Here is a 26,158-nt window from a genome sequence, read left to right as displayed (position 1 = left end):
AGTAAAACCATGCCACCATATTCCCTGTCAAAACTGTCTGCCCTCGCATTGATACTGACCCTGGTTGCTTGCGGCGGTGGCGGCGGTTCTGCACCTGCCAATACGGGCACGACTGGTACAACGACTACCGGGACCACTGGTAGTGGCGGCACCACAGGAACCACTACTGCTACTGCGCCAGTGATCAATAGCTTCAGCGCCAATCCTGCGAGCATCAATGTCGGGTCAAGTACGCAACTGAGCTGGACAGTCACTGGTGCCACCAGCCTGACGCTGAATGGTACTACGCTTACTGGCAACAGCCTTGCAGTCAATCCGGCTACGACCACGACTTATACACTGACAGCCAGTAATTCTGCCTGCAGCACTGCCTGCAATACCGGCGCTACGGTCACAGTGACTGTGAACAGCGCAGGTACAGGTAACACGGCAGGCAATGCAGTGTATGGCGATTTGCGCAAGGCTGACCTCGGTGCCGGCGCCAATCTGAATGGCAGCCTGCCCTTCCCTGCCAACAATGCCTGGAATACGGATATCTCGGCCGCGCCTGTCGATCCTGCTTCCGACGCACTGATCAGCAGCATAGGCCTGGGTACCGGCCTGCACCCTGATTTTGGCGCTGGCCTGTATGACGGCTCACCGATAGGCATACCTTATGTCGTCGTCGCAAGCAGTCAGCCCAAGGTCAGCGTGCAATTTACGGATTATGGCGATGAGAGCGAACCCGGCCCTTACCCCATACCAGCTAACGCACCGATAGAAGGGCAAAAAGCCAACGGCAGCAGCTTTGACGGCGACCGCCATGTGCTGGTCATCGACCGCGATGCGAATCGTCTGTATGAAGTTGGTAATGCCTATCCACAAACAGGCGGTAGCTGGAAGGTCAGTGGCGGTGCGATATTCGACCTGACATCCAACATAGTCCGGCCTGGCGGCAAACCAGGCTGGACCAGTGCCGACGCCGCAGGCCTGCCCATCTTCCCCGGCCTGGTACGCTATGAAGAAGCTGCCAGCGGCGTTATACGCCATGCCTTCCGCTTTACCGTCAGCCGCACCCGTCGCGCCTATGTGCCACCAGCGACTCACTATGCTTCATCAAACACCAGCAATACCCTGCCACCCATGGGCATGCGCGTGCGCCTGAAAGCCAGTTACCAGATACCTGCGAATTTTTCCAATGAGAGCAAGGCCATCCTGCAAGCCATGAAAACCTATGGCATGCTGGTGGCCGACAATGGCTCCAACTGGTACATCAGCGGCGCGCCAGATGCGCGCTGGAATAACGATAAACTGCTGTCAGAACTGGGCAGTGTCAAGGGCAGCAGCTTTGAAGTAATCCGCATGGACGGTCTGGTTACCCCCTGATTGCGCAGGCAGCCTTATTTGGGAAGTTCATGACGGCAGGATTAATGCCGCTTCCTTTAAAAACCTGGCTTTGACAACCTCAAAGTCAGCTTCAAGAAAGAAGTTTTCAAAACTGGTTTCATCAATAAATGAATGACGCACTTGCGCCATCAATTCACCTAGCCGTTTGCCAGACAGGCCAGTGATGTCAGCCGCAAGCTCACCATTGAATTGTTGTTTCAATTGTTTCTTGCGGGCGTATTTTTCCAGCGCCTGATCATAAGCCTGCTTGAAGTCAGGAAAGCGCAAAAAAGTCGCTTCCAGAAATTCCTGTTTTTGCTCATCACGCGCAGCCGTGCCTGCTACTGCCCAAGGGTAGGCTGGCAGTGTGATTTCATCCTGCTCGTCCAGCCACGATAAAAAGGCATTGTAAGTCGCACGCTTGGCATCACGTATCCTGGCCTTGTGATTACGGTTATCCAGCAGATAAATCTCGCGATTGACATACGGCGAAGACACAACATAGCGAAAAATATCTTGCAGGTTTTTGAATTGCCCGTTCACTCGCATATTCTCATACAGCGGGGCATCATATCCGAGCAGCTTCAGTGCTTCACTAAAGTCCCTGGTGATGCACAATTCTGCAAGCAAATGATCTTTGTCATCCGGAGCACGTAGTGGATACAACAAGCCCAGGTGACCAAACTTGGCACCAAATTTATGCGCTATGCGGCCTATCAGGTTACCAAAGTCATTGTAGCCAAAATAGCGTGAAGCAAAATCAAATGAGTCAGACTCTGTCCTGATCAGATCAAGCTGGAACACGCCTTCTGTTACCGCCAGGCCTATGCTGGTGACGTCACCATTCAAGACGATTTCGGTCGCCTGCAATGCCGCAGCGAATTGCGCTGCATCGTAGTCATCATCAGCTTCGATCAAAATATCGAGATCACCAAAGTCTGCCTTGTCAGCGTAAGCGGTGATTGCCTCGATACGGCGTTGTGGAAAATGCCGCTGCAATATAGTCACAGCTTCATGTTCCACTTCGCGATAGCGTGCAGCAGGCAAACGAACCGATTCAGCTTTTAATGCATTTCCACCCATGATCTTCCTACCTGTCTCCGTGTTTCAGCAAATATGTGTTTGAAATCGCCTTGAACGACATGCTGCCATCGAGACGTTTGAAGACTACACCTTCCCTGGACGTGGCCGGGTTCAGCGAACCGCCCTCAGCATAATCCAGCACTTTACTCACATCGCCGCCAAAGCGTTCCAGTGTCATGTTTTCCAGCCACGGCACTTCATGCACAGTAGCACCCAGGGCACGTAGCCCGGCCAGTACTTCCTGACGTTCTGCCCTGCCCAGATATCTACTGGCATCAATATCAAAAATATCGAACAGATAAAAATCCTGGCCGCGCATCTTTTCAGGATTACCCTGTATGCCTTCACCTATGATCTCACCTTGTAGGGCCAGATTACGACCATAAGCAAGCAAAGCAGTCAGTATTTGATTTTGCTTTGCCACACGCCACAGGCTATTGGCTTCAGATTCCCTGATCCACCAGTTTCTGCCGCACACACCAGAGACACCTGCATTGTGAAAGACCGTCATGCTGGAACCATCGAGCTTGATGGTGACTTCAAATTCTTCCTGTGCCTGAGTGCTCAAGACTTCAGTCAGGTTTTGTATGCGCTCTTGATCCGTCTTGCGTATGTATTCAGGAAAAGCGCCTTCCACTTCACCAGACAGTGAGGCTGGAATGACAGGTTCCCATTTTTCTATACCCAGTACCTGGCTAAAATCTGCGTTGCCGTCATCGGTAAGTTCAATCAATTCTGGAAACTGATTCAGCGGCAGTATCATGCCCTGTGAAATCTGGCCACGCAGTTTAATCGTGCGCAGCCTGATTCCGTTTTTTTCATTCCAGATGATTTTGTTTTTTTCAAGAAAAACAAAACGTGCATCGCTCAAAGGCAGGAAGGAATCGATCTCAAAATAGACACAGGCATCACCAACCTGGAATTCATTTTTCTTGACGACCACAGACCAGCCATCCACGCTGGCGCATTCTATGGCATCTGCATCAGGGATAGGCCTGATATTGCTGACGGTTCTGATAGTGACTAATTTTCTCATGGGGATTCCTTTTTATTTTTATGTGATTTTGAATGACGGCAATTGTAAGCGAATGGAATTAAGTGGGGAATGAAAACGGGAAATAGTGGTCTAGATTGCTGGATTTGAACCAGCGACCGCTCGCATATAGCATCTTGAAAAAAGCGAATGCTCTGCCAACTGAGCTAAATCTCGTATGGTCAAGGGATGGAGGAATGATCGCCACGAATCGGCAAGGCCGAAACGGGTCTGTGTGTGGCGATCAAAGATGGTGCGTCAGGCGGGATCAGTGGACTGTAATAGTGAAAGCGAAAGTGAAGGACATGCGCCCGGCGAACCAGGGCAAGGCGCAAAACACAGCGATAGCGGGGCTATCGCGAGTATTTGCAACGCCGCCATGGTCGGCGCGCGCATGGCAGGCACTTCGCTTTTCACTGTTACAGTCCACTACAACCCGCAACAGTCGGTGTAGAAGACCGGGGCTCTATCCTTTGAGCTACTGACACGAATTGAGATGGAGGAAGCGGTGAGATTCGAACTCACGGGCCCCATCGGGCCTACTGTTTTCAAGACAGTTGCATTACCACTCTGCCACGCTTCCATAGATGGCGCCCTATAGCGGAATCGAACCGCTGACATTTCGCTAGACAGGCGAACACTCTACCATTGAGTTAATAGGGCAAAACTGGTGCCGGCTGCAGGATTCGAACCCGCGACCCACTGATTACAAATCAGTTGCTCTACCAGACTGAGCTAAACCGGCAAAACTGGCGGAAGATGTGCGACTCGAACGCACACAGGCTCGGGAGAACCATGCCGGGTTAGCAACCCGGTGCAATACCATTATGCGAATCTTCCTTTGTTATCAGGGCGTACGTAAAATTGTCCCAGCAAGGCTATCGCTTTAGGAAACCACCCTTGCAAGGGTGGTTCGTTGCGTTGGCGGACAACATGTTGTCTGAAACCCCAAAACACCGTAGCGACGAAGACAGTACTTTAGTACGCGGCTCCTAGGAGAGGAGCTGCAACGAAGCTGGGGCGGTTTTACGTAAGTCCCAATAAAAAATACCGCGCATGTGTGTGTACACATCCCACTGGTGAGGTAGTGAGGATCACATGATCACACGGTAAAACTGGACCCGCCTGCAGGGGTCGAACCTGCGGCCTCAACATTCGTATTGTTGCGCTCTTCCAACTGAGCTAAGGCGAGAAAAAATGTTTGGCATCCCAGGCAGGACTTGAACCTGCAACCTTCGGTTTTGGAGACCGCGACTCTGCCAATTGAGCTACTGAGATAATGGCTATGCATTTCATGCTGATGAAATGCATACAAAAACTGGTACTTGCAGATGGAGTTGAACCATCAGCCTCTGCCTTATCAAGGCAACGCTCTGACCAATTGAGCTATGCAAGTAAAGATAAAATGGTGCCCCTTGCTGGTTTTGAACCAGCGACCCACCGGTTATGAGCCGGTTGCTCTCCCACTGAGCTAAAGGGACGTTATGGCTCCTCGACCTGGATTCGAACCAGGGACAGATGCATTAACAGTGCATCGCTCTGCCAGCTGAGCTATCGGGGAATTAAACTGAAATACAGCTCTCATTGTTGAAGAAATACGTTCAAAAACATCGGTTAAAACGACTACGCTTTAATCGGTATTCTTGTTGGTCGGGATAGAGAGAATCGAACTCTCGCCGTCCGGTTAAAAGCCGGATGCTCTACCTTTGAGCTACATCCCGTGAGATGATTAAGTGTGGCATCTGACGATGCATGGTCTTTCGCTTCATGATTTACTCCTGTTATTGAAATGAAAAAAATGGTGGAGGTGGACGGAATTGAACCGACGACATACTGCATGCAAAGCAGGCGCTCTTCCAACTGAGCTACACCCCCGTAATCTGTAAGGTAATTGCACGTGACATTGAAAATGCCATGTTATTTACTGCGAATAAAATGGTGCGTCCCCGTGGTAACGATCCACGCTCTCCGATTCTTCAAAACGGCGCTTTCACCTGGTTAGCTTGAGACACAAAAAAATGGTGGATGGTGATGGAATCGAACCACCTATGAGCGGGCGCTCGTGCGATTTACAGTCGCATCCCTTACCGGTCGGGTAACCATCCTTAAAACTGTTGATACTGGAGTCTCTGAGCGGAATCGAACCGCCATTCGCTGATAGAAAGTCAGCTGTCCTCACCATTAGACGACAAAGACATCATGAAAAAAACCTCGGCAATAGCAAGTACTTATAAAGTCACTTTCATGATGGAGCGGGAGAAGAGAATCGAACTCTTACCGTAAGCTTGGAAGGCTTCAGCTCTACCTTTGAGCTACACCCGCATATAAACGTGTTTCATCTTCAATGATGAAACGAGTTTTTGTATTCAGCCTTACCCCAAAAGCAGATGTTCCTGCCCTTGGGATAAAACTGTTTGAACTTCCCAAATTGTTAAAGAGCTCCCATGATCCGGTGTTGTCCGGTCACGACCGCCTTGGCGGGTTTAACTGCTGTGGTTTGCCTTGGATACTGCAAGCAAACTAAAAATCTAAATAAAAATCAAAACCAAAAAATCAAAAAGCCCGGAGCTTTTCAGGGCATCCGGGCTTTTCAGCGCTAGGGTCTTGGGTGGCTTTAACTGCCGCCTGTGACCTTCAGGGTTTCCCCTCGAATGCTTGTGTTGCTAAACCATGTGGCCGCAAAATTAATTGGGCTGACATCATTGAACATCTCACTATCTGTATCTTTAGTTGTGCGTGTATCTGTATTTGTACGATACGAGGCTTCATAGGTACTCCATGTGCCGCCTGCTGCACTGCCAACTTTGGCAACCGACGCCAAAGCCCGCGCTGTCTTGCGCAAGTTTTGTATCAGTTGTTGTGTCAAAGTTGTTTTCACGATCATTCCTAAATAGTGTGGTGTTGCTTGGTTGATGTACGTATCTTGCCACAGCTTTTTTTAAAAAACAAGCATGGCATGAAGAATTTATTCAAATTAATGATGTTTTTGTGCGACTGATGCAAATGTGAGGCTTGTTGCTTCATATCTGCAAAAGCGCTTGCTGGCCCTCGCCGCACTATGAAAAGCTGGCCCAAATCGCGCCTCATTTATTGCTTTGACCATCATTTGGTATGGTGATTTTGATGCGTCTGATTTTCGCAAAATGTTTTGAACAGAGTTTTTCGACCTCATCTATAGATGCGGGCTGTCAGGTACCTATATTTGCATAAAGCACTCAACTACAAAAATAATGTAGTCAAATTACTTAATATGCATTGTTGTGTGCCAACAACCGTAAATACACTTGATTTCAGCAAATTCAAGAATGAATTTCAAATTTACATACTAAATCCTTGCTGCATAACAGCATGAATATATTTATATATTGATAGTTTTTGTATTAAAACTACTGCACAATTTTTAAGCTTATCAAAATCTCATGTGGCAAATCAATAGCCGCAGAGGTAGGTAAGCCTTGCAGCTGAGGTGGATTTTTCACTTGGCTTGCCATCAATGGTGCCGCCAGGCAAGACGGGCGGTGAGTTTGGGGCTGTTGAGGCAGGGCACGAATTAAGCTGCATGAAATTGGGGGCAGTTCAAATCCTCAGGGTTTGAGTTTGCCAAGGCAAATAGTGAGGGGACAATATGAATCAAAATACAAGCAAGGAAAGTAGTAAATGCGATAGCAGAGGCGGTATCAAGGACGGTATAAGGGGCGCATTACAAAAAGCATTTTTTTGTGGTGTGGCAGGCATGACTATGGCGGCAGCAAGTGCGCCTGCTCACGCCTTTAATCCGCGTGACACTTCGGTGCAGATGTTTCACTGGAAGTGGACCGATATCGCCAAAGAATGCAGCAATTTCCTCGGCCCGCAAGGCTATGGTGGTGTGCAGATATCACCACCCAGTTCAGCCAATCGTGGCAGTAACTGGTGGGATATTTACCAGCCTGTCGATTACACCAATCTGACCAGCAAGATGGGCTCGGGGGCCGAACTGCAGGCCATGATCAATACCTGTCACGCTGCAGGCGTGCGTGTGTATGCGGATATCGTCGTCAATCATCTGGCAGCAGGCAGTGGCACTTCTACCGCTGGCGCAAACTGGGTAGCTGCCAGCAGTTACCCGCGTTTCAGCGCTGCTGATTTTCATCCGGCCTGCGATATCCAGGGCAGTGATTACAGTAATAACCGCAATGCCGTCACGCAGTGCCGCCTGGTCGGCCTGCCCGATCTGGATACGGGTGCCAGCTATGTACAAGGCCAGATCAGGAATTATCTGAGCAGCCTGATAGGCATGGGCATAGATGGCTTTCGTTTTGATGCGGCCAAGCATATACGCCAGAGTGATTTGCAAACCATCGTGAATGGTGTGACGCATACGACCACTGCTGGCGAGCCTTTATGGATCACGCAAGAAATCATTACCGATGGCACGGTAGATCGCAATTCTTACCTGAGCATAGGCACCATCAATGAATTCAAGTATGCAACGGCGATGAAAGAAACTTTCCGTAACCTCAATGGTGCCAGCATTTCACAAATGCGCAGCATCATGGGCACGCCCGGTAACTGGGGTGGTACCTGGGGCTTTTTCACAGACAGCAGCAAGGCCACCGTGTTTATCAATAACTGGGATACTGAGCGCAATGGTGATTCCATGAACGCCAGTAACCGCAGTGGTGCGACGAATGATACACAGGGCAGCAAACGCTATGACCTGGCGAATATTTTCATGCTGGCCTGGCCTTATGGTGAGGCGCAAGTGCATTCCGGTTTTATCTTCACGAACACCAATGCTGATGCCCCGGCAGCCAGCCCCTTTGATGCGAATGGCAATCCACTGATCAACCAGCAATGGGATTTCATCCATCGCTGGGCTGACATCGCCAATATGGTGGCTTTTCGTGCGGTGACATCGGGCCAGGGTGTCGATAATTTTACCAGCGGTAGCGCCAACCAGATCGCCTTTAATCGTGGCAGCAAAGGTTTTGTCGCCATCAATAATGAGTTCAGTGCATGGAACCAAAGCTTCCAGACCTTGCTGCCTGCCGGCACCTACTGTAATGTCGTGCATGGTGTCGCCAACGCTGGCAAAACCGCGTGTACGGCAGATGCGGTGGTGGTCGCGGCGAATGGCATGGTCACTCTCAGCATACCCGCAAATGGTGGCAGCACAGTGCCAGCGGTGGCCTTGCACATCAACCAGAAACTCGGTAGCGCATCGAATGACACGACCGCCCCCTCAGTACCAACCAGCCTGACGGCAACTGCCGCCAGCAGTAGCAGCATCAACCTGAGCTGGAATGCTGCTACCGACAATGCCGGTGGCAGCGGCGTGAAAGGCTATAACATTGCACGCAATGGCGGCAGCTCTGTGTTCAGCGCCAGCACCAGCTTCGCTGACAGCGGTTTGTCGCCAGCCACCACGTATAGCTATACTGTCGCAGCGGTCGATAATGCCAATAATGTGTCAGTCAGCAGCATTGCGGCCAGTGCAAAAACGCTGGCGGGTGCTTGTCAGGTACAAGTGAATTTCCAGGTGACCAATAACACTACCGTGGTCGGGCAGGATGTTTACCTCACCGGCAGCGGGGCAGAACTAGGGAACTGGAATACCGTAACCGCCACGAAGTTGTCAGGCAACCTCTGGCCCTTGTGGACAGTGTCGCGCAACCTGAATGCCAGTACGACTTATGAATACAAATACCTGACCCAGGGCGTCAAACCTCTGGCTTGGGAAGTGGGGGCAAACCGTGTAATTAATGTACCTGCCTGCGGCAGCGCGCCAGTGACTGTACCGGCCAGCACTTTTCGCCAGTAAGCTATATCAGGTAGCAATTTCGTCCGGTAGAAAATAACCTGGACCAAGGTGAGTATGAGGATCAATGACAAATGCTTGTCATTGATCCTTTCTTATTTTTGCAGTGCCTCTATCTGCTTTTGCAGGGATGGATCAACAATGAACCCCGGATAGCTGGCACGGAATTTACGCCACTCTTCCAGTGCTTCTTTGTTACGGCGGTTCTTCAATAGCTGTTCAATTTTCTCCAGCCACTCATAGGCACCCGGATGTATTTCAGGCACCAGTGCGGCTGACAGCGGCGGTGCAGCTGCCACAGGTGGTGGCGCCATGACAACGCGTGGCGCTGACTGTGCGGCAGGGAATGGTACAGCCGCAGGCATATCAGCTTTTTTATCTGCCGATGCTGTCACTACTGGCTTTTCTGCCATGGCTGCTGACGCCCTGGATTCTGTTTCACTGGTTTTCGCCAGCATGCCTGTAGCCTCTGCTTTGGCGGCACTGGCATTCGCCGCTAGTGCACGCATTTTTGCGTTACCGGTATATTGGCTGTCTGCTGCCACTTTTTCTTCCGCGCTGACCACTTGCGCGGGTGCCGCAGCCATGTCTTGCCTGCGTATTGCCGACCCTGTGATTGTCACTCTCGGAGGCTCAGGTGCTGCGGCCACCATGGGTGCTGGAGCCGGGACAGGAGCCGGAGCAGATCTTAGTGCAGGCGGCAGTTCGGCTTGCTGCTCAGCTTGCTTGATTTCGCTGCGTGGTTTTGCCGCGCTGGCACGTCTGGCGTCATCGGCCACCTGGCTTTCTTTGGCCTTGCTGGCCTCCATGGCAGGTGCTGCTGTACTGTTCATGTTCGCTGCCGGTGCCGCCGCTGGCGGGGCAACTTCGGCGGCGACCTTTGCCTGCTTCGTCAAGTCTGCTTGTGCCAGTTGTGGCAATGCTGATGTGTCTTTTTCTTGTATCGCAGGTACCGCAGGTGCATTTGGAGCACGCACAGTCACTGGATCTGCCGGATAGGATTCCTGGTTTTGCTGCATGACCACGGGTATGGCAAACAGTATGCTGGCAGCCAGACTCAGTGGCAGCTTCCAGCGCCATAAAAATGATGGCGCTTTGCCGCTGCCTTCAGGGCCTGTGGCATCATTGGCTGCGGGTGGCACAATGGCTGGTGCTGTCCTTGTTGCTAATGGGTCCGCAAGGGCACGTTTTGCCTCAGCGATGATCGCCGCATCCAGCTCTGCCGATGGTTGTGCTTGCGGCAAATCTTGCAGCAGGCTGGCGAGTTCGCCCTTGCCTTGCAGGAAATCCTCAAATTCAGCTTCGTGCATATCGTCATTCCTGGATGTCATGCTGGCTCCCCTTGTGTCTGGGTATGCAATTCGGCACGCAATTTTTGCATGGCATAACGTAATCTGCTTTTTACGGTCTCCGTGGATACGGCGGTAATGGTGGCAATTTCTTCCAGGCTCAGGCCATTGAATTGCTGCAAGACCAGCGCTTCTTTCTGTTCGCTGGGCAGGCTCCTGATTGCTTCATGCAGACGCTCGGTCTGCTGTTTTTTTTCCAGCCGGGTTTCTGGCGACCTGGTCAGCGGCGTCGATTCCTGTGTGCTTTCCAGCGTGTGTTCATACTGGTCAGGGTCGGCGTCAAGCAAGCTTTCTCGCTGGCGCAATATGTCAATCAAACGGTTGCGGGCGATCTGGTACAAATAGGTTTTGAAACTGGCAAGCGCTGTGTATTGCGACCGTGCCGCATGCAGTGCAGCCCAGCTGTCCTGCACGATTTCATCTACCCATTCCTGACGTGGTGAACGCCAGTCTATAAAGCGGTACAAACCCAGGCGATGACGCTGATACAACTCTTTGAAGGCGAGCAGGTCGCCATCGCAATAGAGCAGCATCAGTGCCTCGTCTGTTTGTGGTTCGGTTATCATGGCCGCTAGTTTAACGGAAAATCCCGTCTCACCAGCATAATTTCCATGCACTGTCAGGGTAAAACTGTCATGCATCCAAGCCACTTCCGGCGTTTTTCTGACAATCAGCAACTTGCCAAAAAAACGCCCTGATAGTGCTTTAGCTGATGCTAAGGCGCGATGCGTATTGCCAGCGGAGTTGTCCACGTCTTGTCAGTATCGTTATAGTACAGATAGGCAGAAGAAGCGGGCCCGGTATAGCTGCCTGGAACTGTTGCCACCAGATCTACCGCCAGTTTTTTCACTTCGCCCGGTTTCATGTCACGGAAATACAGTATCACTTCACGGGCACGGGTTTCATAGAAATCTATCTGTCCTTTCTCACGCATTTCTTTCAACTGCCAGTTCTGGAAAGTCAGGCCACCAGGCAAGCCCAGACGTACCAGGCTCATGGGCTGGCCGGTTTGTGTCTTGTTGCTGATGACCGCATTCAACCTGACGGTCTCACCCATTTTTAAATCAGCTTTAGCAAGGCTGGTGTTCAGGTTAATGACGGCAGTATTGGATGATGCCGGTTCATTGCTGCGGTATTCAATCGCCATGGAATACGGCAGCGCAGATCCGCTGCTGGTTTTGAGCGTGATATTATGTTTGCCAGGTGTCAGCAGGTTTTCAAAATCATTGAACAATAAAGGTTCACGCTTGCCAGCCTCATAGCTCTTCTCGCTGACCACGACACCATCAACCAGCAGGCTGACTTTGCCGGCCGTGGGTGCAACCCTGGTCGCTTCGTCAAAGGCGATCATTGCCTTCAGGGCCAGCACAGTGGCCTGGGTTGCGCCCCATTGACCAAAGCCGCTGCGATTTGCCTGCAACCAGGTGATGCCTTTGCGTGCCTGTTCCAGGTGGCCATCTGATTTGAGCATGGTCAGTATCGCCAGCGAGGTGGTTTCTATATGCAGATTGCTGCCGCCGCTGCGGGTGATGGAATGATCCGCATTCGTCCAGGAACCATTGGCATTTTGCATGCCCACCAGTTTATCTACTGCAGCGCGCCTTGCCTTGTCTGATACCGCCGTTTTTGCAGAGGGTGCCAGCATGGTGCCGCTGGCCAGTGCCAGTTGATATGCATCTTGCGTGGTTTCCGCCAGTTTGACGGATTTACCTATTTCTTTGTCCAAGCCGCTTTCACCAGCGCTGACCAGGGCCCAGGTGATATAGGCATCAGTCACTTCTGGTGCTGCACGGCCAAAGCTGTCGAGCGCCTTGGCATCGCGTTGGTAACCGCCATTGCCATCACGTCTGGCTTTAAGCCAGTTTGCAGTACGCGCCAGCATGGCGGTATCGACGGAGCCATAGATATTTTTCATATCCGCAAATTCCAGCAAGCCATAGGCAGTCAGCGCTTCATGGCCGGGGTCGCCACCAAACCATTCATAGCCTTTTTTCGGCGATTCAAAGCCCGCCAGTTTCTTGTAGCCGCTATCGAGCAATTTGCCGGTACGTTCCAGCAAGGCGCTGTCGGCCACATCATGCTGCTTCAGGTATTGCATGATCATGACGTTAGGGTAATTGGTCGATGAGGTTTGCTCGAAACAGCCTGACGGTTCGCGCAACATGCCTTCCAGGCCAGATACCATGGTAGCGAGTGGCGAGGTATATACCTTGATCGATGTCTGCACACTACCCTTGTTGGCTTTGCTTAGATCGATGTCATGCGTAACTTGTCCCTTGATTTGCCCTGACTTCTCCAGCAATTGCGGAAAGCCAGGGGCGACCACCGGTATGCTGCGCAAGACTTCATCTTTCAAGCCTGAGGCAGTCGCCGACAACTGTACCTGCGACAAACCCTGTGTGCCCGTGACTTCAAGCGGAATGAACATGCTCTTGCGCTGACCAGCAGCAATAGTGCCCACTTTGTCATTGCTGTCACTGGCTTTCAAGAGTCTGCCAAAATTGCTATTGAGCGTGACATTAACAGCCTGCTCGCCCTCATTGCTCAGGGTGACGGGGATCAGCGGCTTGTCACCTGCTGATATTTCCAGTGGCAGCTTGGCCGACAAAGAAAATGGCAAGGAAGATTTGAGGATGTTTTCACTATGCCCGGCCTGCCCGCCACCAACACCTTCTGCCGTGACGCGGAAGGACGTCACTGCATCTGACAAGGCTAGCTTCAAGGTCGCTTTGCCCTGCTTGTCGGTTTTTACTGAAGGAGCCCACATCACGGTATCGCGGTAATCATCACGCGGCCCGGCATAATCAGGCGTATAGGCAGGAACCGGAAACACCCGCACTGCAGCCCATGCCCGTGGTCTGACGTCCAGGTTCTCATCGGCGCGGGCGAAGTCCTTGTCAGCCATGGGTTCTGCCGGAAAATATCTGGCTTCCATCTGCACCGGAGCCGCGGCCACAATCCGGCCCGCAGCAAATTCTTCTTTCATTTTTGCTGCGACAGGTTTTTGTGGTGCCGCCGGTGCAACTGCTACTGTAGCTGCAGCCAGTTTTTTCAATTCTGGCAGCGCTGCCGGAACAGGCGCAGGCGCAGGTGCAAGTGCTGGCATGGGCGCCGCCGTTGGTAACGCCAACGGTGCTGCTTTCATCAAAGGAACAAGGTTGGCTGGTGCTACGGCATTTGCCTCTTGTCGCCTGATATTGCTGCCAGTAACAGTGACACGCTGAATCGGGTTGGTTACCTGTACCCAGTCAAAGCGCCTGTAGCCACGCGTACCCATCAGCATATCCAGCGCCAGGGCACTTTTGTCTTCACCCAGGTCGGTATAAAAATTAGGCTCTTCTATCTTGCCGGGCAATTCACTTTCCAGCAAAAGACGCGACAGCATATTGGCGCTCTTGTCATCGGCAAATGACAACACCGTGTCATCAACAACCGACAGGGCCAGTTCTGCTGGCACAGCTTTGCCGCTGGCATCTTTGGTTGTGATGTTCAGGGCGACTTCGCCGCGCGGTACATAGGCTTTTTTGTCTTGTTCTACCTTAATCTCAAGCCGGTTACGGCGATTGCGGAACACCAGGCGCTCTGCGAGCGGATCCAGGTTCTGGTTAAACAGGGTAACACGGGCGATGCCTGCAGTAGCAGTCGTGGCCGGGTCTTTGGCTTGCAAATACATAACAGCCGGTTTACTTGGGCCTGCTTCCATGCTGCCCGCATCAAATAATTTATCGCGCACGGTGGCTGCGACCACGACCTTTTGCGTAGTGCTGCATTGCACGGCTACGCGCAAGGCTTTTTCCTGGCCATCCAGATCATCATAGCTGCGCATGACACAGCCCGCTTCTTCTGCCAATGGCAAAGCATAATGCTCAGTCACGCTGCTGGGTTTGCTGACTTCTGCATGATAGATACGACCTGTAGCTGGCGTAAACGCCATACGGCCCAGACCATTTTTATAGGTACTGAATCTGGCAACAGTATTACCCAGATCATCGACCAGTTTGCCCTCAGCATCTGCCGGTTTTCCCAACCTGGTTTTGGCCTCAAAATAGAGACGGGCAGGCAAGCCCGCCACCATCTTGCCACCTTCAGGGAAGAAAGACAGTGCCAGCTTGTTTTGCAGGATGGGTATGGATTTTGAAATCGATTCAGTGATGCCGCCATCTTCTACCAGTATCGTCAACAAGCCATCACCGGTGCTGATGTTCTTCGGTAAATCAAATTTCACCAGTGCCTCACCTGTGGCATCTGTCGTAACATTCACGCGGGGTAATTCCACACCATCGACAGTAGCCACCGCAACCAGGCGCTTGCCTGACATGATCTCACCAGTAGGACGCTTGACGGCGATCGTGGCGCTAACCTGTTCACCCGCACCATAAGATTTTTTGACGAATTCCAGGGTTTTCTTCATGCGTGGTGCTTCAAATGCAGAGACGATGATGGCGCGTTCCAGGGTTTTTCCATTACTGCTGGTGATACGTATCTTGTATTCACCACCCTGCGCCTCTGCTGGCAATTCAAAATCATTGGCAGCACTACCAGCCTCGACACGCAAGCGTTTCTTGATCACGCTGGCGCCTTTGGGCGAGATCAGCTCCACCGTTGCTGCTTGCGTTTCGCTGCCAGTCAAATTGCGGGCTTTCAGGTCCCAGCTCTTGAACCAGATGGTTTCACCGGGTTTGTAGAGCGGCTTATCTACCTGTATGTACAGGTTGCGGCTCTCATGCGTGTCGAAATAACTATTGATCAGGGCTGGCAATTCCTCCGCGCGCACTTGCTTGATCCTGGTCGATGCCGCCGGGGCTGGTTCAGCCGCAACCGGACCCAGCACCGGTTTTTGCCCGTCCTGAGAGGCGATCGTTTTGTTCTTCTTGTTGCCAGCTTGTCGGGAAGCTGTTTCGTCAGACTGCGGGATTACAATCACATCACCCGTGGCAGCCACGGTCTCTGCGACATCGCCAAACTGACAACCGCCCAGCATCAGTAACAGCAAGGGACACAAGATCGGTGCTTTAAAGTAGTGGCCAGATTTTTTCATTATTGACAATTTCCTGTATTTTTAGTGTGAAAGGGGGCCTGGGGAACCCCCATGGAAGTGCTGCATGACATCAGGTAGTTGTGGTGCGCTATATTTGCGGCGCTTTAATTCGGGTCAGGTACGAAACCGCCAGGGAAGGGATTGGCATCCTGATAGCGGTTACGCGGGATAATGCCGCGTGCTACCAGATGAGCGTAGGTGTCATACTGAATACTGATGATTTCGTCAGGCTGCTGGCTGGCACGGCGAAAATCGGTGTTCCGCACGCTGCTGTCTATGCGTTCACCATGGCCTGTACCTATCCTCGCATCCATAGATTTCTCTGCCATGTCAGACTTGCTTTTTGCCAGATTGCCGGTCGCTTCAACAGGAGGTAAGGCAGAAGCAGTTGGGGCAACGGGTGCAGGTGCAGCAGCTTCACTCCGGCGTGAATACCAGGGTTCTACAGGGAGAGGTTCCCTGTATTCCCTGAGTTCCCTGAACAGGGCCACGCCGATGACGCCGACATTGTCAGGCCTGCCAGTGCGTGCCGCATACGAATCAGGCAACTGGGTAAAATAGAAAGCCGCCACTTCATCCATATTCTTGCGCCAGCCTTTGATCTCTACTGGCTGCCTGCTCGCCAATACATAGCCTGATTGCTGTGGCGATGCCGTGGCACCCGTCAATACATTGACACCATCGACAGACAAGACCGACAAAATACGCCCACCAGTCTTGTTGGTGATTTCTACCGCATAACGCTCACCGGGCTTGCCCGCTACATAATTATTGCCCTGATGACGCCATATAGGCAGCCTTTCACCCGTGCTTTGATTGATGATGCTGACGCCAGCAAGCTGCCCCGCATGTGCGATTGTGCTCATCGACGCCATTGTCCCTATTGCCAGGGCTGCCAGTAAAGATGTCCATTTATTCATTTTGTTCTCCATATTGTTCTACATAAAAAGCGAGATTCATACTCATTAAACGGAGCAGCAAAACAAAAGGGGTTAAGATTTTTAAAAAATAATTGAATAGATGACGGCGTTCTTATGATGCAGTGTCACATTTTCAATTTTTAGGGATAATATGAAGCCATCGCGAGCTTAAGTTTCTTAAATGGGCCAAGTTGCCTAAGTTATTTGAGTTGCTCGCAGCAATCACCTCAGGAAGAGCCATGAACACAGAAAACACCAGCGAGTCAGCCAGCGCACCTGCCAACCCTACAGCAGATGCGCAATACCTCGATGCAGTAGAAGTACGCGTCCTCGGCGTGCTGGCAGAAAAAGAAGCAGCCACTCCCGACAATTATCCCCTGTCACTCAATACCCTTGTGAATGCCTGCAACCAGCTCACCAGCCGCGACCCCGTCATGTCGGTCACCGAGTCTGAAGTGCTGGAAGCCATAGACAGGCTGGCCGCCAAGAAACTAGTCAATGCCATCCACCAGGCCGGTGCCCGCGTCGCCAAGTATGAGCACCGCATGCGTATCAAATGGATGCTCGACCAGCCCAAGGTCGCCGTGCTGACCATACTCATGCTGCGCGGCTTCCAGACCGCCGGTGAAATCCGCGCCCGCGTTGGCCGCCTGCATGAATTTGCCAGCGTCGCCGATGTTGAGAAATCCCTCGACTACCTGATGGACAAATATCCACCTCTGGTCGCGCGTTTGAACCTGACACCAGGCACCAAGGAGCCGCGCTATGCGCACCTGCTGTCTTGCGATGAAGCCAGCCTGGATCAGGCAGAAGCTATTGGTTTTTCCAGCGGTGGTGGTGCTTCAAAAAATGACAGGGTAAGCCAGTTGGAAGCAGAAGTCCTGCAACTCAAGCAACAGGTCAGCGATTTGAGTGCGCAGTTTGCGGAGTTCAAGAAGCAGTTTGAGTAAGATTTTTCAGATACTCTATTTTCATATTCATGCTTAAGACTCACATATCAACCTTGCATTATTTGTTGTGCAAATTATTGGATTCGACAATTACCGAACAAAAATTCCATTCCGAATTTGGACACGCGCTCTCTAAATATGCCAAGTACATTAATGACAGACCGTATTACCCACTGAACGACCTGACATCAATGTCGGGTGAAAAATTGCGAAAGTACGCGTCAGATGCGTTAGCGCGGCTTCCGAGAGAGGAATTAGATCGAAGTACCAGGAAGTGGATCGAAGATAATTTGGTCGATGAGGATGCGTTCAGTTTTCATGATAAAGATGGGCAACCAAAATTTGGTCAAATTTTGCAGCTTTATCATACTGAAATTGAAAAAGAGTCTTTTCTACTCTCTGCACTGAATGGAACAATACAACAACCAACATTCAAATATGCAGATTTACTGGCAGTCTTAAAGGAACAAAGTTCGAATGAATTGGGGGCGTGGGTATTATGCAATGAGCCCGATAATGCTTTTGCAAATATTGAATACCTATGGACATTGGGTGAGGTTTATGAGGAGCCGGAGCAGCTTGCAAAAATTGAGCGGATTCGAGGTGACTCAGTACAATGGGGTAATTGTTTTTTGATGCTGCTGCCGAAAAGCAAGAATTGGTTGCTATTGAATACCTACCGTTTTTCGAGCTTTGAGATTTCGCTACATGCAAAAGAGGAATTTTTTGACGCAGTGCTTTCTGACGCGCGTCTTTTCAATTCCATGTCTGCCAGAGTGCGGCGAGGGGATTAATTTGCAAAGTTTAAGAAATAATTTGAGTAGTACGAGGCGGTATGAGCCGGAATTGCGTGATTCAGCATGATTTCAAAACAGTACGTCAGCCGCGTCAGCCTGCGCAGAGATATCGTCGAGTCTTTTGAACGTTACCCTTTCTCTTTGCCTGCGATAAAAAACTTCGAGTATGTGGATCTGCATCCCAAGATCACTTACTTTGTTGGTGAAAATGGCTCGGGCAAATCTACCTTGCTCGAAGCGATCGCGGTTTCTTTGGGTTTTAACGCTGAGGGTGGTACCAAGAACTTCAGCTTTGGTACACGTCGCTCACATTCAGTACTGGATGAGTATTTGCGTATTGCCAAAGGCATACGCAAGCCGCGCGATGGCTTTTTCTTGCGGGCTGAGAGCTTCTTCAATGTGGCTACTGAAATTGAAAGACTGGATGAAGAACCAGGTGGCACGCCGATTATCAATTCCTACGGTGGCATCTCATTGCACGAGCAATCACACGGCGAATCCTTCCTGAAGCTGATGACAGAACGCTTCGGTGGCCAGGGCCTGTACATACTCGATGAACCTGAGGCTGCGCTATCACCACAAAGGCAACTCGCGGTCTTGTCTCGCATCCATGATCTGATAGAAGATAATTCCCAATTCATTATCGCTACCCATTCACCGATACTCATGGCTTATCCTGATGCCTGCATCTACCAATGCGGTAAAGACGGTATCTCTGAAATTGCCTATGAAGACACCGAACACTACAAGGTCACACGGGATTTTCTGGCGAATCCCAAGCGCATGATGGATGTGTTGATGGAGCGTTGAGTTTTTGAATTAGGTTGATTTCTGAAAGACCAAAAAGCTCACCACAGAGGCACTGAGGGAAGAAAGACTGCTGGCAAGCAGCCTTCGTTACGCAGGCGAACGGCATGCCGTTCGATTTCCCTGCTACACCACAGAGGATACACAGAGAAAATTCTTTGATGAACTCTCTGTACAGCCCCAGTGTCTCTGTGTTGATAGATCTTACCGTGACTTGATTACTTGTGATTGAGCATGGCAATCACGACGACGACAGCGATGGCCAGCAACACCGCCCCTGCAATCTTCCACGCTGAATACGGACGCTCACCCTGCACCTGGCCGGTCTGGCCATTCACCAGAAAGCGGTAAGTTTTGTCGCCATATTTATAAGACGACAGCCAAATAGGCAGCAGGATGTGTTTAAAACTGATATTCGAATAGCGCGGCTGCATGGCAATGATGCGCTGGTGGTCACCACCAATGTCGCGGCAGATGGCATTGCGGATTTCGCCTTCCATCTTGCCCTGGGCATCGACAAAGCCAGGTTCCAGTCCCACCTGGTATGCCTCTACCGTAAAGCCTGAAACATAATCGTCACGGTAACCCTGCAGTTTTTCGAGGCGCCATGGCGCGAGGTTTTCTGCATACGAAGTTGGCAGGGTTTTTGAACCCACGACCAGTACATCGTCAAACGATACCTGTACTGCACCCACTGCCGGGTACCAGTTGGTACGGGTCACCTGGCGGCTCTTGGTTTCGCCGTTTTCAGTATAGTTTTCTGTGACCGTGTAATCAACACCGCGCTGGCCTTGATAGGTGGTGTCGCTGTCGGCATCATACGTCCAGTAAGGGGTGTAGATACCCTTGAGGCCACGTTCCGCTCTATAAGCCTGCTTCAGCGCATTTGGCGCGAACCACAGGCCAGTAATCCAATTGGAAAACTTGCTGCGCGCTTCTGATTCCTTGATATCAAATGGGGCAATCGCCTTGGGCCTGATCTTGCGTGCAGAATAAGCATTGGCAGCGATCAGCGGCACCGCGCAAAACGGGCAGCGGTCAGACACCAGATTGGCCGCCAGTTGCGACTCTGCCCCGCAGCCTGTGCATTTCACATGCTGGCTGGCGAGCATGGGTTCATTGCCAGCCTGTTCTGCCAGGTAAGCCTGATAGTCCAGCTCTTCTACCGCTGCGACCGTGGCTTCCTTGTCTTCAGGGATTTCATTCTTGGCACCGCAATACGGGCATTGCAGGGCGTGCTGACCAGGCGCGTATTCAAGCTTGGCACCACAAGATTTGCAGGGATAGTTTTTTGTCGTCACAGGTGATGATTCCAGAACAAAATAGAAGGCGTCGCTACCATCAGGCGCGACGCCACATCAGAGGATGATTTATTGCGGTGGCAGCGGTGGAGGCATCGCCGCAAACAAGCCAGACAAATCAGCCTGTTCACCGGCTTTGCCCCAGGCAGCCATGCCCTGACGCCATACCAGGCTGTCACGCGTCAAACTGCCATTGCCCACATGAGATTGCAATACACCCAGATCAAACGGCCCGGTCTGCGCACCGTTTTGCGCGACAAAATAAGATACCGCCGTTGGCAAAGGTGGTGGCATACCGCCGCCTGCCGCCGGTGCAGATGCTGCAGGAGCGGCAGCAGGTGCTGCTGCCGGTTGTGGATTATTACCAAACATCGTGCCCATGCTCTGGCTCAGCATACCACCCACGCCCACGCCCATCATGGCACCAGCCATGCCCGGGTTTTGCGCTGCATCACGCAAAGCCTGCGCCCCCTGATACTGAGCGAACTGGTTCATATTACCGATCACGCGCATGGCACCCTGCTGGTCGATGGCTTTTTCCACTTCTTCCGGCAAACCTATGTCCTGCACCTGCACTTCGCACAGTTCCAGACCATATTGCACAAAGTCCGCAGCAATTTTTTCCTGTATGCGCTTGCCCACTTCAGTGACCTTGGCTTCCAGGTCAATGACAGGCACGCCAATTTCAGGCATCACTTCCTTGATGCGCATGCCTATCTTGCCGCGCAGGTTTTCTTCTATATCCGCAGTCGTAAAATCAGCCTTGGTGCCGACCAGCTCAGACAGCATGGCCTTGGCATCCACGATGCGTATGCCATAGATACCAAACGCAGTCACACGCACCACGCCAAATTCAGGGTCGCGCATGGTGGCAGGGCCAGCCGTGCCCCACTTCATATTGGTAAAGCGGGTAGTCTTGAAGAAATACACTTCCGCCTTGAAAGGGCTGTTAAAGCCATATTTCCAGCCCTTGAGCGTACTCAGCAAAGGCATGTTCTCGGTCGATAGTTCATACATGCCCGGCGTGAACACATCCGCCACCTGCCCCTTGCCCACCTGGCCCTCATTGACCATGATAGCAATCTGCCCTTCGCGCACCGTCAGCTTGGCACCCATCTTGATTTCATTCTGATAGCGCTCAAAGCGATGCACCATCACATCGGGACTGTCATCCAGCCATTCGACAATATCGATAAATTCATTGCTGAGCTTATTCCACAGACCCATAGTGTTCTCCAAAAAACAAAATTCTTGCAGGATGCTGGCAGGCAATTCTATTGATAGCGGCCAACAGCTATTCGGCGGATACCAGTATATCCGGCGTAGGCGAAGTATTGCTGAATTGGTACATTATCACAAGGGTTGGGAAGGGAAATTGTGATGTAAGCATTTGTAAATGTTTAAGCGACAAAAAAATTGCTTATGCTTAAGCATAGTTGGTATGGTGTTGATAGAAAATAAATAATAATTCGAAGTAAAATTGAATCTCGCGCCTTATAGAGATAGTTACGTTTAGGTAAACATAAGACGTATTTTGAATGTGAACTTATTCTTCTCTGAAAGGTTTGCAAATACTGATTAAATGCTTTTCAATTTTTGAGACAAATATGAATCGCCCAATTCTTGAACTTCGATTTTATGAAACTTACTATTTTGCCAATGCTGTGCAAAATATTCTAAAGGATCAATTTTCATTTATCCGACATCTCAACGATTTTTATGGGGATGATAAACACTTTCATTTTACAAAACCATTTCAACGTTTTTCAGCTTTTCATTGTTTTTTGGAATTTGTGATTGATGTGTTGCTTTGCGAGCCAACCGAGCAAGTTGACTTAAGTGAAAGACTTCAAACTATTGAGAGATTTAAAGATATTCCTTCGGCAATTGCATCCCAGAATCCAATGACTCTGCCCATTGAGGCTGCTTTTCGCTTTCATGGATATAAATACGAGAGTTTTTGTGAATGGCTTAGTGAAAACGACACCATATTTGAAGATGCGACTTCAGATCACATATATGACTATCTTAATGAACTTCGTTTAAGTGGTCCGTATGATGATCTGCTGCTCCACTCCGTAAGGGAAGTGTTTTATCTACTTTTTCGAGATAGACAAGTCTTACTGTTATTTAATGACATGATTGCACGCCAAGTATCAAAAAGTTCAATCTCTGAAATTCCTACGGAGTTTACGCCTTATTTTTCAAGATCTGGAATATTAAAACGAACGCACATTCCGGAATGGGTCCGAAGAGCTATCTTCTTCCGAGACCGAGGAATGTGTGTTGCATGCAGGATTGATCTTTCTGGGATTCTGAATATATGGTCTGAAGATCATTTCGATCATATAGTTCCACTTGCTTCGGGAGGACTAAATGATGTTACAAATATTCAATTGTTATGCGCTGCCTGTAATTTGAAAAAGGGTGGAGATAAAATTTTCACCTCGAATTCCTATGAAGATTGGTACCCATTCCCTTAACGATTAACTAAAATTTGATCTGTCTGAGACATTGGTTTACTAATGTAGACTTGATCGATTTACCTCAATCACTTTGCTCACCATCGTCACGGTCTTTTTCGAAATAGGCAAATCCCATGCAGTATTCTTGAAATCAGCAGCAGTAATTAACTCCAACATCTCATCAATAATATTCTGCGCTTCTTTTTCTTTCATTCCACCGTCTTGCGCAACTTTCAAAATATGTGCCCGCGTTGGTGATTTCCCTTCACCTGCAACATCCATAAAATGTTCGCCGCGATAACCGGCACAATAAGTCAAATCATAGGGTGGTGCGAGTTCCCATTCATTATTTTTGTTGAGCAGGTAAGACAGGTTTTTGGCGTGGTCGTCGCGGTTGTTCATCAATACGTTGAAAACGCAACGTTGTAATGCTTTTTTTAGTTCTCTTGCATCCCTTGTCAGCCTGCGGGTTGCTCGCATGAATTCGCTATAACCTAAAGAGGGTATCTGGAAATGAACGTGCAACATGCCCGCCAATGAATGGACGTGAACGCGCTGCTCATTATCGCGGTCAAAACGTTTGGTGCCGAATGCTGTTATACCGTCTGGTAATTCAAAGAATTGTGTTTCACCCATGCCGAGGCCGCATTTGCGCGCCAGCCGGGCATACAGTTCTTCCAGTGCGCAGCTATCGCTGGCATCGTCTTTTGCCGGGAATTTAATGAGCCAGGATTCTGCATCTGGTATGTATTCAGTGCTCATTTTTCCTGTCGCAGGCTGGTAGTAAACCAGTGCCTTCGGTCGTGCACCACCGGGTGAGCCACCTGCCTTGGCTAGCTCGTCCAATACTTCATGGCTGTCATCTGTGAGTATTGCCTGAACTTCTTTCGCCAGATCGATCAGGGCAAGGTCGCTGACTGCCAGATGGGTTTCGCTGCCGGGTTCATAGGTCAATGCCCCCATGGTGTTGTCGCCAAGATAGGCGAGCATGTCCAGCACGGAGACAGTGTCGGTATCTATGCCTTTGGCTTTCATGCGGCGGCTCATCAACTGCAAGCCCCAACTGTCGGGCAAGGAATCGTAGATTAATCCTGGCAGACGCATGATGGGCAGGTAATCTGCCTGTTTGTCAGGGTAGGCAGATGACCGCAGTGGCAGGCGTATGGGGGATAGTTCCAGGCCACTTGCGAGTGCTGCTGGCGAATACTGGAACAAGATATCGCTGCCATCATCGGCCAGTGTGCCCAGCCAAAGCGACTCGCCTTGCGCCTTGTAATTGACCTTGAGCTCTTTCATGATGGGCTCTTGGGTTTGCGATACGCCCGTTGCCTGACTTGCACTGCAGACTTTGCCCGCATCTCTTCTATGGTATTGGTTTGCGGCACCAGAACTGTCTGCAAATCTGGCGTGGCATTCAATGACTCAAGTATGCGGACAAAATTGGCCAGAGTGCATTTGCCAGTGCGTTCAAAACTGCTGACAGTTTGGGCGGAGATACCTGTGCGTTGCGCCAATTCTTCTACACTGATGTTCAACAGCAAGCGCCGTTCGCGTGCTCGTTCGCCGAGTTTGAGGCAAATCTCATCAGGTAAGAGTAAGGAGAAATCCATTGGTTTTATATAGGTTAGGCTTAGATAATCTAACTTTCCAATAGAATTATACTGGTTATGATCTTGATATAGGCTTATTTTTGAGCAGATTGCCCTGTAAAATGTTGCTTTTTGATTAGCCCTCATCCTCGATATGACAAGAATGAGGGTATTTGTAGCATGGGATTCGGATAGTTAACTTACCCTGCCTGATCCACCCTTTCCAATCTCCTCTGACCGGCTCCCCAGCTCCTCAATTTATGCCCCTTCACCGCATAAAAGAAAATCATCAAGTAACAAGGCAGCATGACCCAGTAGGCGGTTTGGGAATTGCCTGCGTCTGAGAATTTACCGTACAGCATGGGCAGCAGTGCGCCACCGGCGATGCCCATGATGAGCAGGGCGGAACCGGCTGCGGTGTATTTGCCCAGGCCTTGCAGGGCAAGTGGCCAAATGGATGGCCAGACCAGGGCGTTGGCGAGGCCCAGCATGGCGAGGAACATCACGGTGTTTGGCACTACTGGCACGCCTGCCCAGCCGACTATTGCCTGGGCAATGCCGGTGTCCGTGGCAGAACTGGTGGCGACGCCAACGGTGAACAGCAGGCCGCTCACTGCCGAGAACAACAGGGCAGTTTTTTGTGTCATCAGTTTGGGGATGGTAGTGGCACCGAGGATGTAGCCTATGACCATGAAGCTCATGGTGTATGAGGTCAGCACGGTGTAGTTGTGCACACCGAGGTTGCGGCCATACAGGCCTATGGTGTCACCGGCGATCACTTCTACACCGACATAGGCAAACAGCGACAATGCACCCAGTACCAGTTGCGGGTATTGCAGCACGCCCCATTTGGTGACTTCGGGCTGGTTTTTTTCTTCTTCTGCCCGCAATTCCGGCAGTGAAGAAAAATGCACGATAAACATCACCACCAGCAAGCCAGCCGCCATGATGGCATAGGGATAAACAAGGCGCGATGACAGCTCAGAACGCAAGGCCAGACGGCCAGCATGATCAAGTGCTGCCAGTGCCGTGTCAGAATATTTTTCTATACCGGACAAGATCAGTGCAGAAAACACCAGTGGCACGACGATGCCTGCGCCCTTGTTGAACAGACCCATGATACTGATGCGCATGGCGGCACTCTCGCGTGAACCTATGCAGACGATGTAGGGGTTGATGGCAGTTTGCATGAGTGTCATGCCGGTTGCCAGCGTGAACAGAGCGAGCAAAAAGAAGGCGTAATAGCTGGTCTTTGCGGCGGGGATGAATAGCAATGCCCCTACTGCCATGATGCCCAGGCCCAGTGTCATGCCGTTCTTGTAGCCGGTACGGCTGAGTATGGCGGCGGATGGCAGGGCCATGACGGTGTAAGCGATATAAAACGCAAACGTCACCCATAGCGCCTGGAAGTTATTGAGGTCGCAGACTATTTTTAAAAACGGGATCAGCGAGCCATTGAGCCAGGTGGCAAAGCCCAGGATAAAAAACAAGAGGCTGATAAAGAACATGGCAACGACCACATCCTTTGTTGATCCCGTTGCTTGATCATTGTTGTTCATGAGGTGTTCCAGACATATTTTAAATGGTCACTTTGAGCTGACGAACTATCATCGTCCTTGCCAGGACATCGGGCAAAAAAGCCTCCCCCACAGAGTGATCAG

At 50.7% G+C, this 26,158-nt stretch carries 18 protein-coding genes and 16 tRNA genes; 6 read left to right on the top strand and 28 right to left on the bottom strand.

The genetic code is table 11. The features are described 5' to 3' along the window. The first annotated feature begins 9 nt into the window (after nt 1–9). On the top strand, nt 10–1,365 hold the full coding sequence (locus ACO0LL_RS19290; protein ID WP_422952437.1) for a hypothetical protein: 1,356 nt from the start codon (nt 10–12) through the stop codon (nt 1,363–1,365). A gap of 27 nt (nt 1,366–1,392) precedes the next feature. On the opposite strand, the gene ACO0LL_RS19285 is transcribed toward ACO0LL_RS19290, so the two are convergent. The 19 genes from ACO0LL_RS19285 to ACO0LL_RS19195 form a co-directional block, all read right to left on the bottom strand. Next, entirely contained in the window at nt 1,393–2,448 is a 1,056-nt protein-coding gene (locus tag ACO0LL_RS19285; RefSeq protein ID WP_422952436.1) for a hypothetical protein, read from the bottom strand. Between the two features lie 7 nt (nt 2,449–2,455). Continuing rightward, nucleotides 2,456–3,484, bottom strand: coding sequence for an RNA ligase (ATP) (locus ACO0LL_RS19280; protein WP_422952435.1), 1,029 nt, complete (start codon nt 3,482–3,484; stop codon nt 2,456–2,458). A gap of 86 nt (nt 3,485–3,570) precedes the next feature. Next, nucleotides 3,571–3,658, bottom strand: a tRNA-OTHER gene (locus ACO0LL_RS19275). Nucleotides 3,659–3,732: 74 nt separating this feature from the next. After that, a tRNA-Arg gene (locus ACO0LL_RS19270) sits at nt 3,733–3,969 on the bottom strand. Nucleotides 3,970–3,978: 9 nt separating this feature from the next. After that, nucleotides 3,979–4,064, bottom strand: a tRNA-Ser gene (locus ACO0LL_RS19265). A gap of 5 nt (nt 4,065–4,069) precedes the next feature. Continuing rightward, nucleotides 4,070–4,144: transfer RNA gene (locus ACO0LL_RS19260), tRNA-Asp, on the bottom strand. A gap of 5 nt (nt 4,145–4,149) precedes the next feature. Beyond that, nucleotides 4,150–4,226: transfer RNA gene (locus tag ACO0LL_RS19255), tRNA-Thr, on the bottom strand. A 5-nt stretch (nt 4,227–4,231) separates the two neighbouring features. Next, nucleotides 4,232–4,321 (bottom strand) — tRNA-Ser (locus tag ACO0LL_RS19250). 276 nt (nt 4,322–4,597) lie between these two features. Further along, nucleotides 4,598–4,673: transfer RNA gene (locus ACO0LL_RS19245), tRNA-Arg, on the bottom strand. Between the two features lie 10 nt (nt 4,674–4,683). Continuing rightward, a tRNA-Trp gene (locus tag ACO0LL_RS19240) sits at nt 4,684–4,759 on the bottom strand. A gap of 41 nt (nt 4,760–4,800) precedes the next feature. Beyond that, nucleotides 4,801–4,877 (bottom strand) — tRNA-Ile (locus tag ACO0LL_RS19235). A gap of 10 nt (nt 4,878–4,887) precedes the next feature. Further along, nucleotides 4,888–4,962, bottom strand: a tRNA-Ile gene (locus ACO0LL_RS19230). Nucleotides 4,963–4,966: 4 nt separating this feature from the next. Then, nucleotides 4,967–5,042: transfer RNA gene (locus tag ACO0LL_RS19225), tRNA-Asn, on the bottom strand. An 86-nt stretch (nt 5,043–5,128) separates the two neighbouring features. Further along, nucleotides 5,129–5,202, bottom strand: a tRNA-Lys gene (locus ACO0LL_RS19220). A gap of 78 nt (nt 5,203–5,280) precedes the next feature. Next, nucleotides 5,281–5,356: transfer RNA gene (locus tag ACO0LL_RS19215), tRNA-Ala, on the bottom strand. A 144-nt stretch (nt 5,357–5,500) separates the two neighbouring features. Then, nucleotides 5,501–5,586: transfer RNA gene (locus ACO0LL_RS19210), tRNA-Tyr, on the bottom strand. 16 nt (nt 5,587–5,602) lie between these two features. After that, a tRNA-Glu gene (locus ACO0LL_RS19205) sits at nt 5,603–5,677 on the bottom strand. A gap of 52 nt (nt 5,678–5,729) precedes the next feature. Next, a tRNA-Gly gene (locus ACO0LL_RS19200) sits at nt 5,730–5,803 on the bottom strand. A 292-nt stretch (nt 5,804–6,095) separates the two neighbouring features. Continuing rightward, nucleotides 6,096–6,359 (bottom strand): hypothetical protein, encoded by a 264-nt coding sequence (locus tag ACO0LL_RS19195; protein WP_422952434.1) that lies wholly within the window; start codon nt 6,357–6,359, stop codon nt 6,096–6,098. Nucleotides 6,360–7,106: 747 nt separating this feature from the next. Here ACO0LL_RS19195 and ACO0LL_RS19190 point away from each other — a divergent pair. Next, on the top strand, nt 7,107–9,284 hold the full coding sequence (locus ACO0LL_RS19190; protein WP_422952433.1) for a carbohydrate-binding module family 20 domain-containing protein: 2,178 nt from the start codon (nt 7,107–7,109) through the stop codon (nt 9,282–9,284). Nucleotides 9,285–9,376: 92 nt separating this feature from the next. On the opposite strand, the gene ACO0LL_RS19185 is transcribed toward ACO0LL_RS19190, so the two are convergent. The 4 genes from ACO0LL_RS19185 to ACO0LL_RS19170 form a co-directional block, all read right to left on the bottom strand. Next, a complete protein-coding gene (locus ACO0LL_RS19185; RefSeq protein WP_422952432.1) occupies nt 9,377–10,612 on the bottom strand; it encodes a hypothetical protein in 1,236 nt (411 codons plus the stop codon). Then, nucleotides 10,609–11,382, bottom strand: coding sequence for a sigma-70 family RNA polymerase sigma factor (locus ACO0LL_RS19180; protein ID WP_422952431.1), 774 nt, complete (start codon nt 11,380–11,382; stop codon nt 10,609–10,611). The genes ACO0LL_RS19185 and ACO0LL_RS19180 overlap by 4 nt, the downstream gene beginning before the upstream one ends. Beyond that, the gene (locus tag ACO0LL_RS19175) at nt 11,346–15,668 is read right to left on the bottom strand and encodes an MG2 domain-containing protein (protein ID WP_422952430.1); all 4,323 of its coding nucleotides are present in this window, start codon (nt 15,666–15,668) and stop codon (nt 11,346–11,348) included. The genes ACO0LL_RS19180 and ACO0LL_RS19175 overlap by 37 nt, the downstream gene beginning before the upstream one ends. Before the next feature lie 104 nt (nt 15,669–15,772). Beyond that, complete coding sequence (locus ACO0LL_RS19170) at nt 15,773–16,588, bottom strand: hypothetical protein (RefSeq protein ID WP_422952429.1); 816 nt, start codon at nt 16,586–16,588, stop codon at nt 15,773–15,775. Between the two features lie 239 nt (nt 16,589–16,827). On the opposite strand from ACO0LL_RS19170, the gene ACO0LL_RS19165 reads away from it, so the two are divergent. The 3 genes from ACO0LL_RS19165 to ACO0LL_RS19155 all read left to right on the top strand — a co-directional run bounded on the left by ACO0LL_RS19165 (nt 16,828) and on the right by ACO0LL_RS19155 (nt 19,145). Next, nucleotides 16,828–17,538: a YceH family protein gene (locus tag ACO0LL_RS19165; RefSeq protein ID WP_422952428.1), complete on the top strand. Its 711-nt coding sequence runs from the start codon at nt 16,828–16,830 to the stop codon at nt 17,536–17,538. A gap of 29 nt (nt 17,539–17,567) precedes the next feature. Next, nucleotides 17,568–18,332 (top strand): hypothetical protein, encoded by a 765-nt coding sequence (locus ACO0LL_RS19160; RefSeq protein ID WP_422952427.1) that lies wholly within the window; start codon nt 17,568–17,570, stop codon nt 18,330–18,332. Between the two features lie 66 nt (nt 18,333–18,398). Continuing rightward, nucleotides 18,399–19,145, top strand: coding sequence for an AAA family ATPase (locus ACO0LL_RS19155; RefSeq protein WP_422952426.1), 747 nt, complete (start codon nt 18,399–18,401; stop codon nt 19,143–19,145). A 215-nt stretch (nt 19,146–19,360) separates the two neighbouring features. Here the strand turns inward: ACO0LL_RS19155 and ACO0LL_RS19150 are convergent, their stop codons facing one another. Together ACO0LL_RS19150 and ACO0LL_RS19145 are read right to left on the bottom strand one after the other, a co-directional pair. After that, the gene (locus tag ACO0LL_RS19150; RefSeq protein WP_422952425.1) at nt 19,361–20,443 is read right to left on the bottom strand and encodes a hypothetical protein; all 1,083 of its coding nucleotides are present in this window, start codon (nt 20,441–20,443) and stop codon (nt 19,361–19,363) included. Between the two features lie 69 nt (nt 20,444–20,512). Beyond that, complete coding sequence (locus ACO0LL_RS19145) at nt 20,513–21,670, bottom strand: SPFH domain-containing protein (RefSeq protein ID WP_422952424.1); 1,158 nt, start codon at nt 21,668–21,670, stop codon at nt 20,513–20,515. A gap of 380 nt (nt 21,671–22,050) precedes the next feature. Here ACO0LL_RS19145 and ACO0LL_RS19140 point away from each other — a divergent pair, with 380 nt between their 5' ends. Beyond that, nucleotides 22,051–22,926, top strand: coding sequence for an HNH endonuclease (locus tag ACO0LL_RS19140; protein WP_422952423.1), 876 nt, complete (start codon nt 22,051–22,053; stop codon nt 22,924–22,926). 39 nt (nt 22,927–22,965) lie between these two features. On the opposite strand, the gene ACO0LL_RS19135 is transcribed toward ACO0LL_RS19140, so the two are convergent. From ACO0LL_RS19135 to ACO0LL_RS19125, 3 genes are all read right to left on the bottom strand, one after another. After that, on the bottom strand, nt 22,966–24,204 hold the full coding sequence (locus ACO0LL_RS19135) for a type II toxin-antitoxin system HipA family toxin (RefSeq protein WP_422952422.1): 1,239 nt from the start codon (nt 24,202–24,204) through the stop codon (nt 22,966–22,968). After that, entirely contained in the window at nt 24,201–24,518 is a 318-nt protein-coding gene (locus ACO0LL_RS19130) for a helix-turn-helix domain-containing protein (protein WP_422952421.1), read from the bottom strand. The genes ACO0LL_RS19135 and ACO0LL_RS19130 overlap by 4 nt, the downstream gene beginning before the upstream one ends. Before the next feature lie 179 nt (nt 24,519–24,697). Further along, nucleotides 24,698–26,056: a sugar MFS transporter gene (locus ACO0LL_RS19125; RefSeq protein WP_422952420.1), complete on the bottom strand. Its 1,359-nt coding sequence runs from the start codon at nt 26,054–26,056 to the stop codon at nt 24,698–24,700. Nucleotides 26,057–26,158 lie beyond the last annotated feature (102 nt).

The organism is Undibacterium sp. TC4M20W (genome assembly GCF_049340245.1).
GTDB lineage: Bacteria > Pseudomonadota > Gammaproteobacteria > Burkholderiales > Burkholderiaceae_D > Undibacterium.
This window is presented reverse-complemented; position numbering and strand designations above follow the sequence as displayed.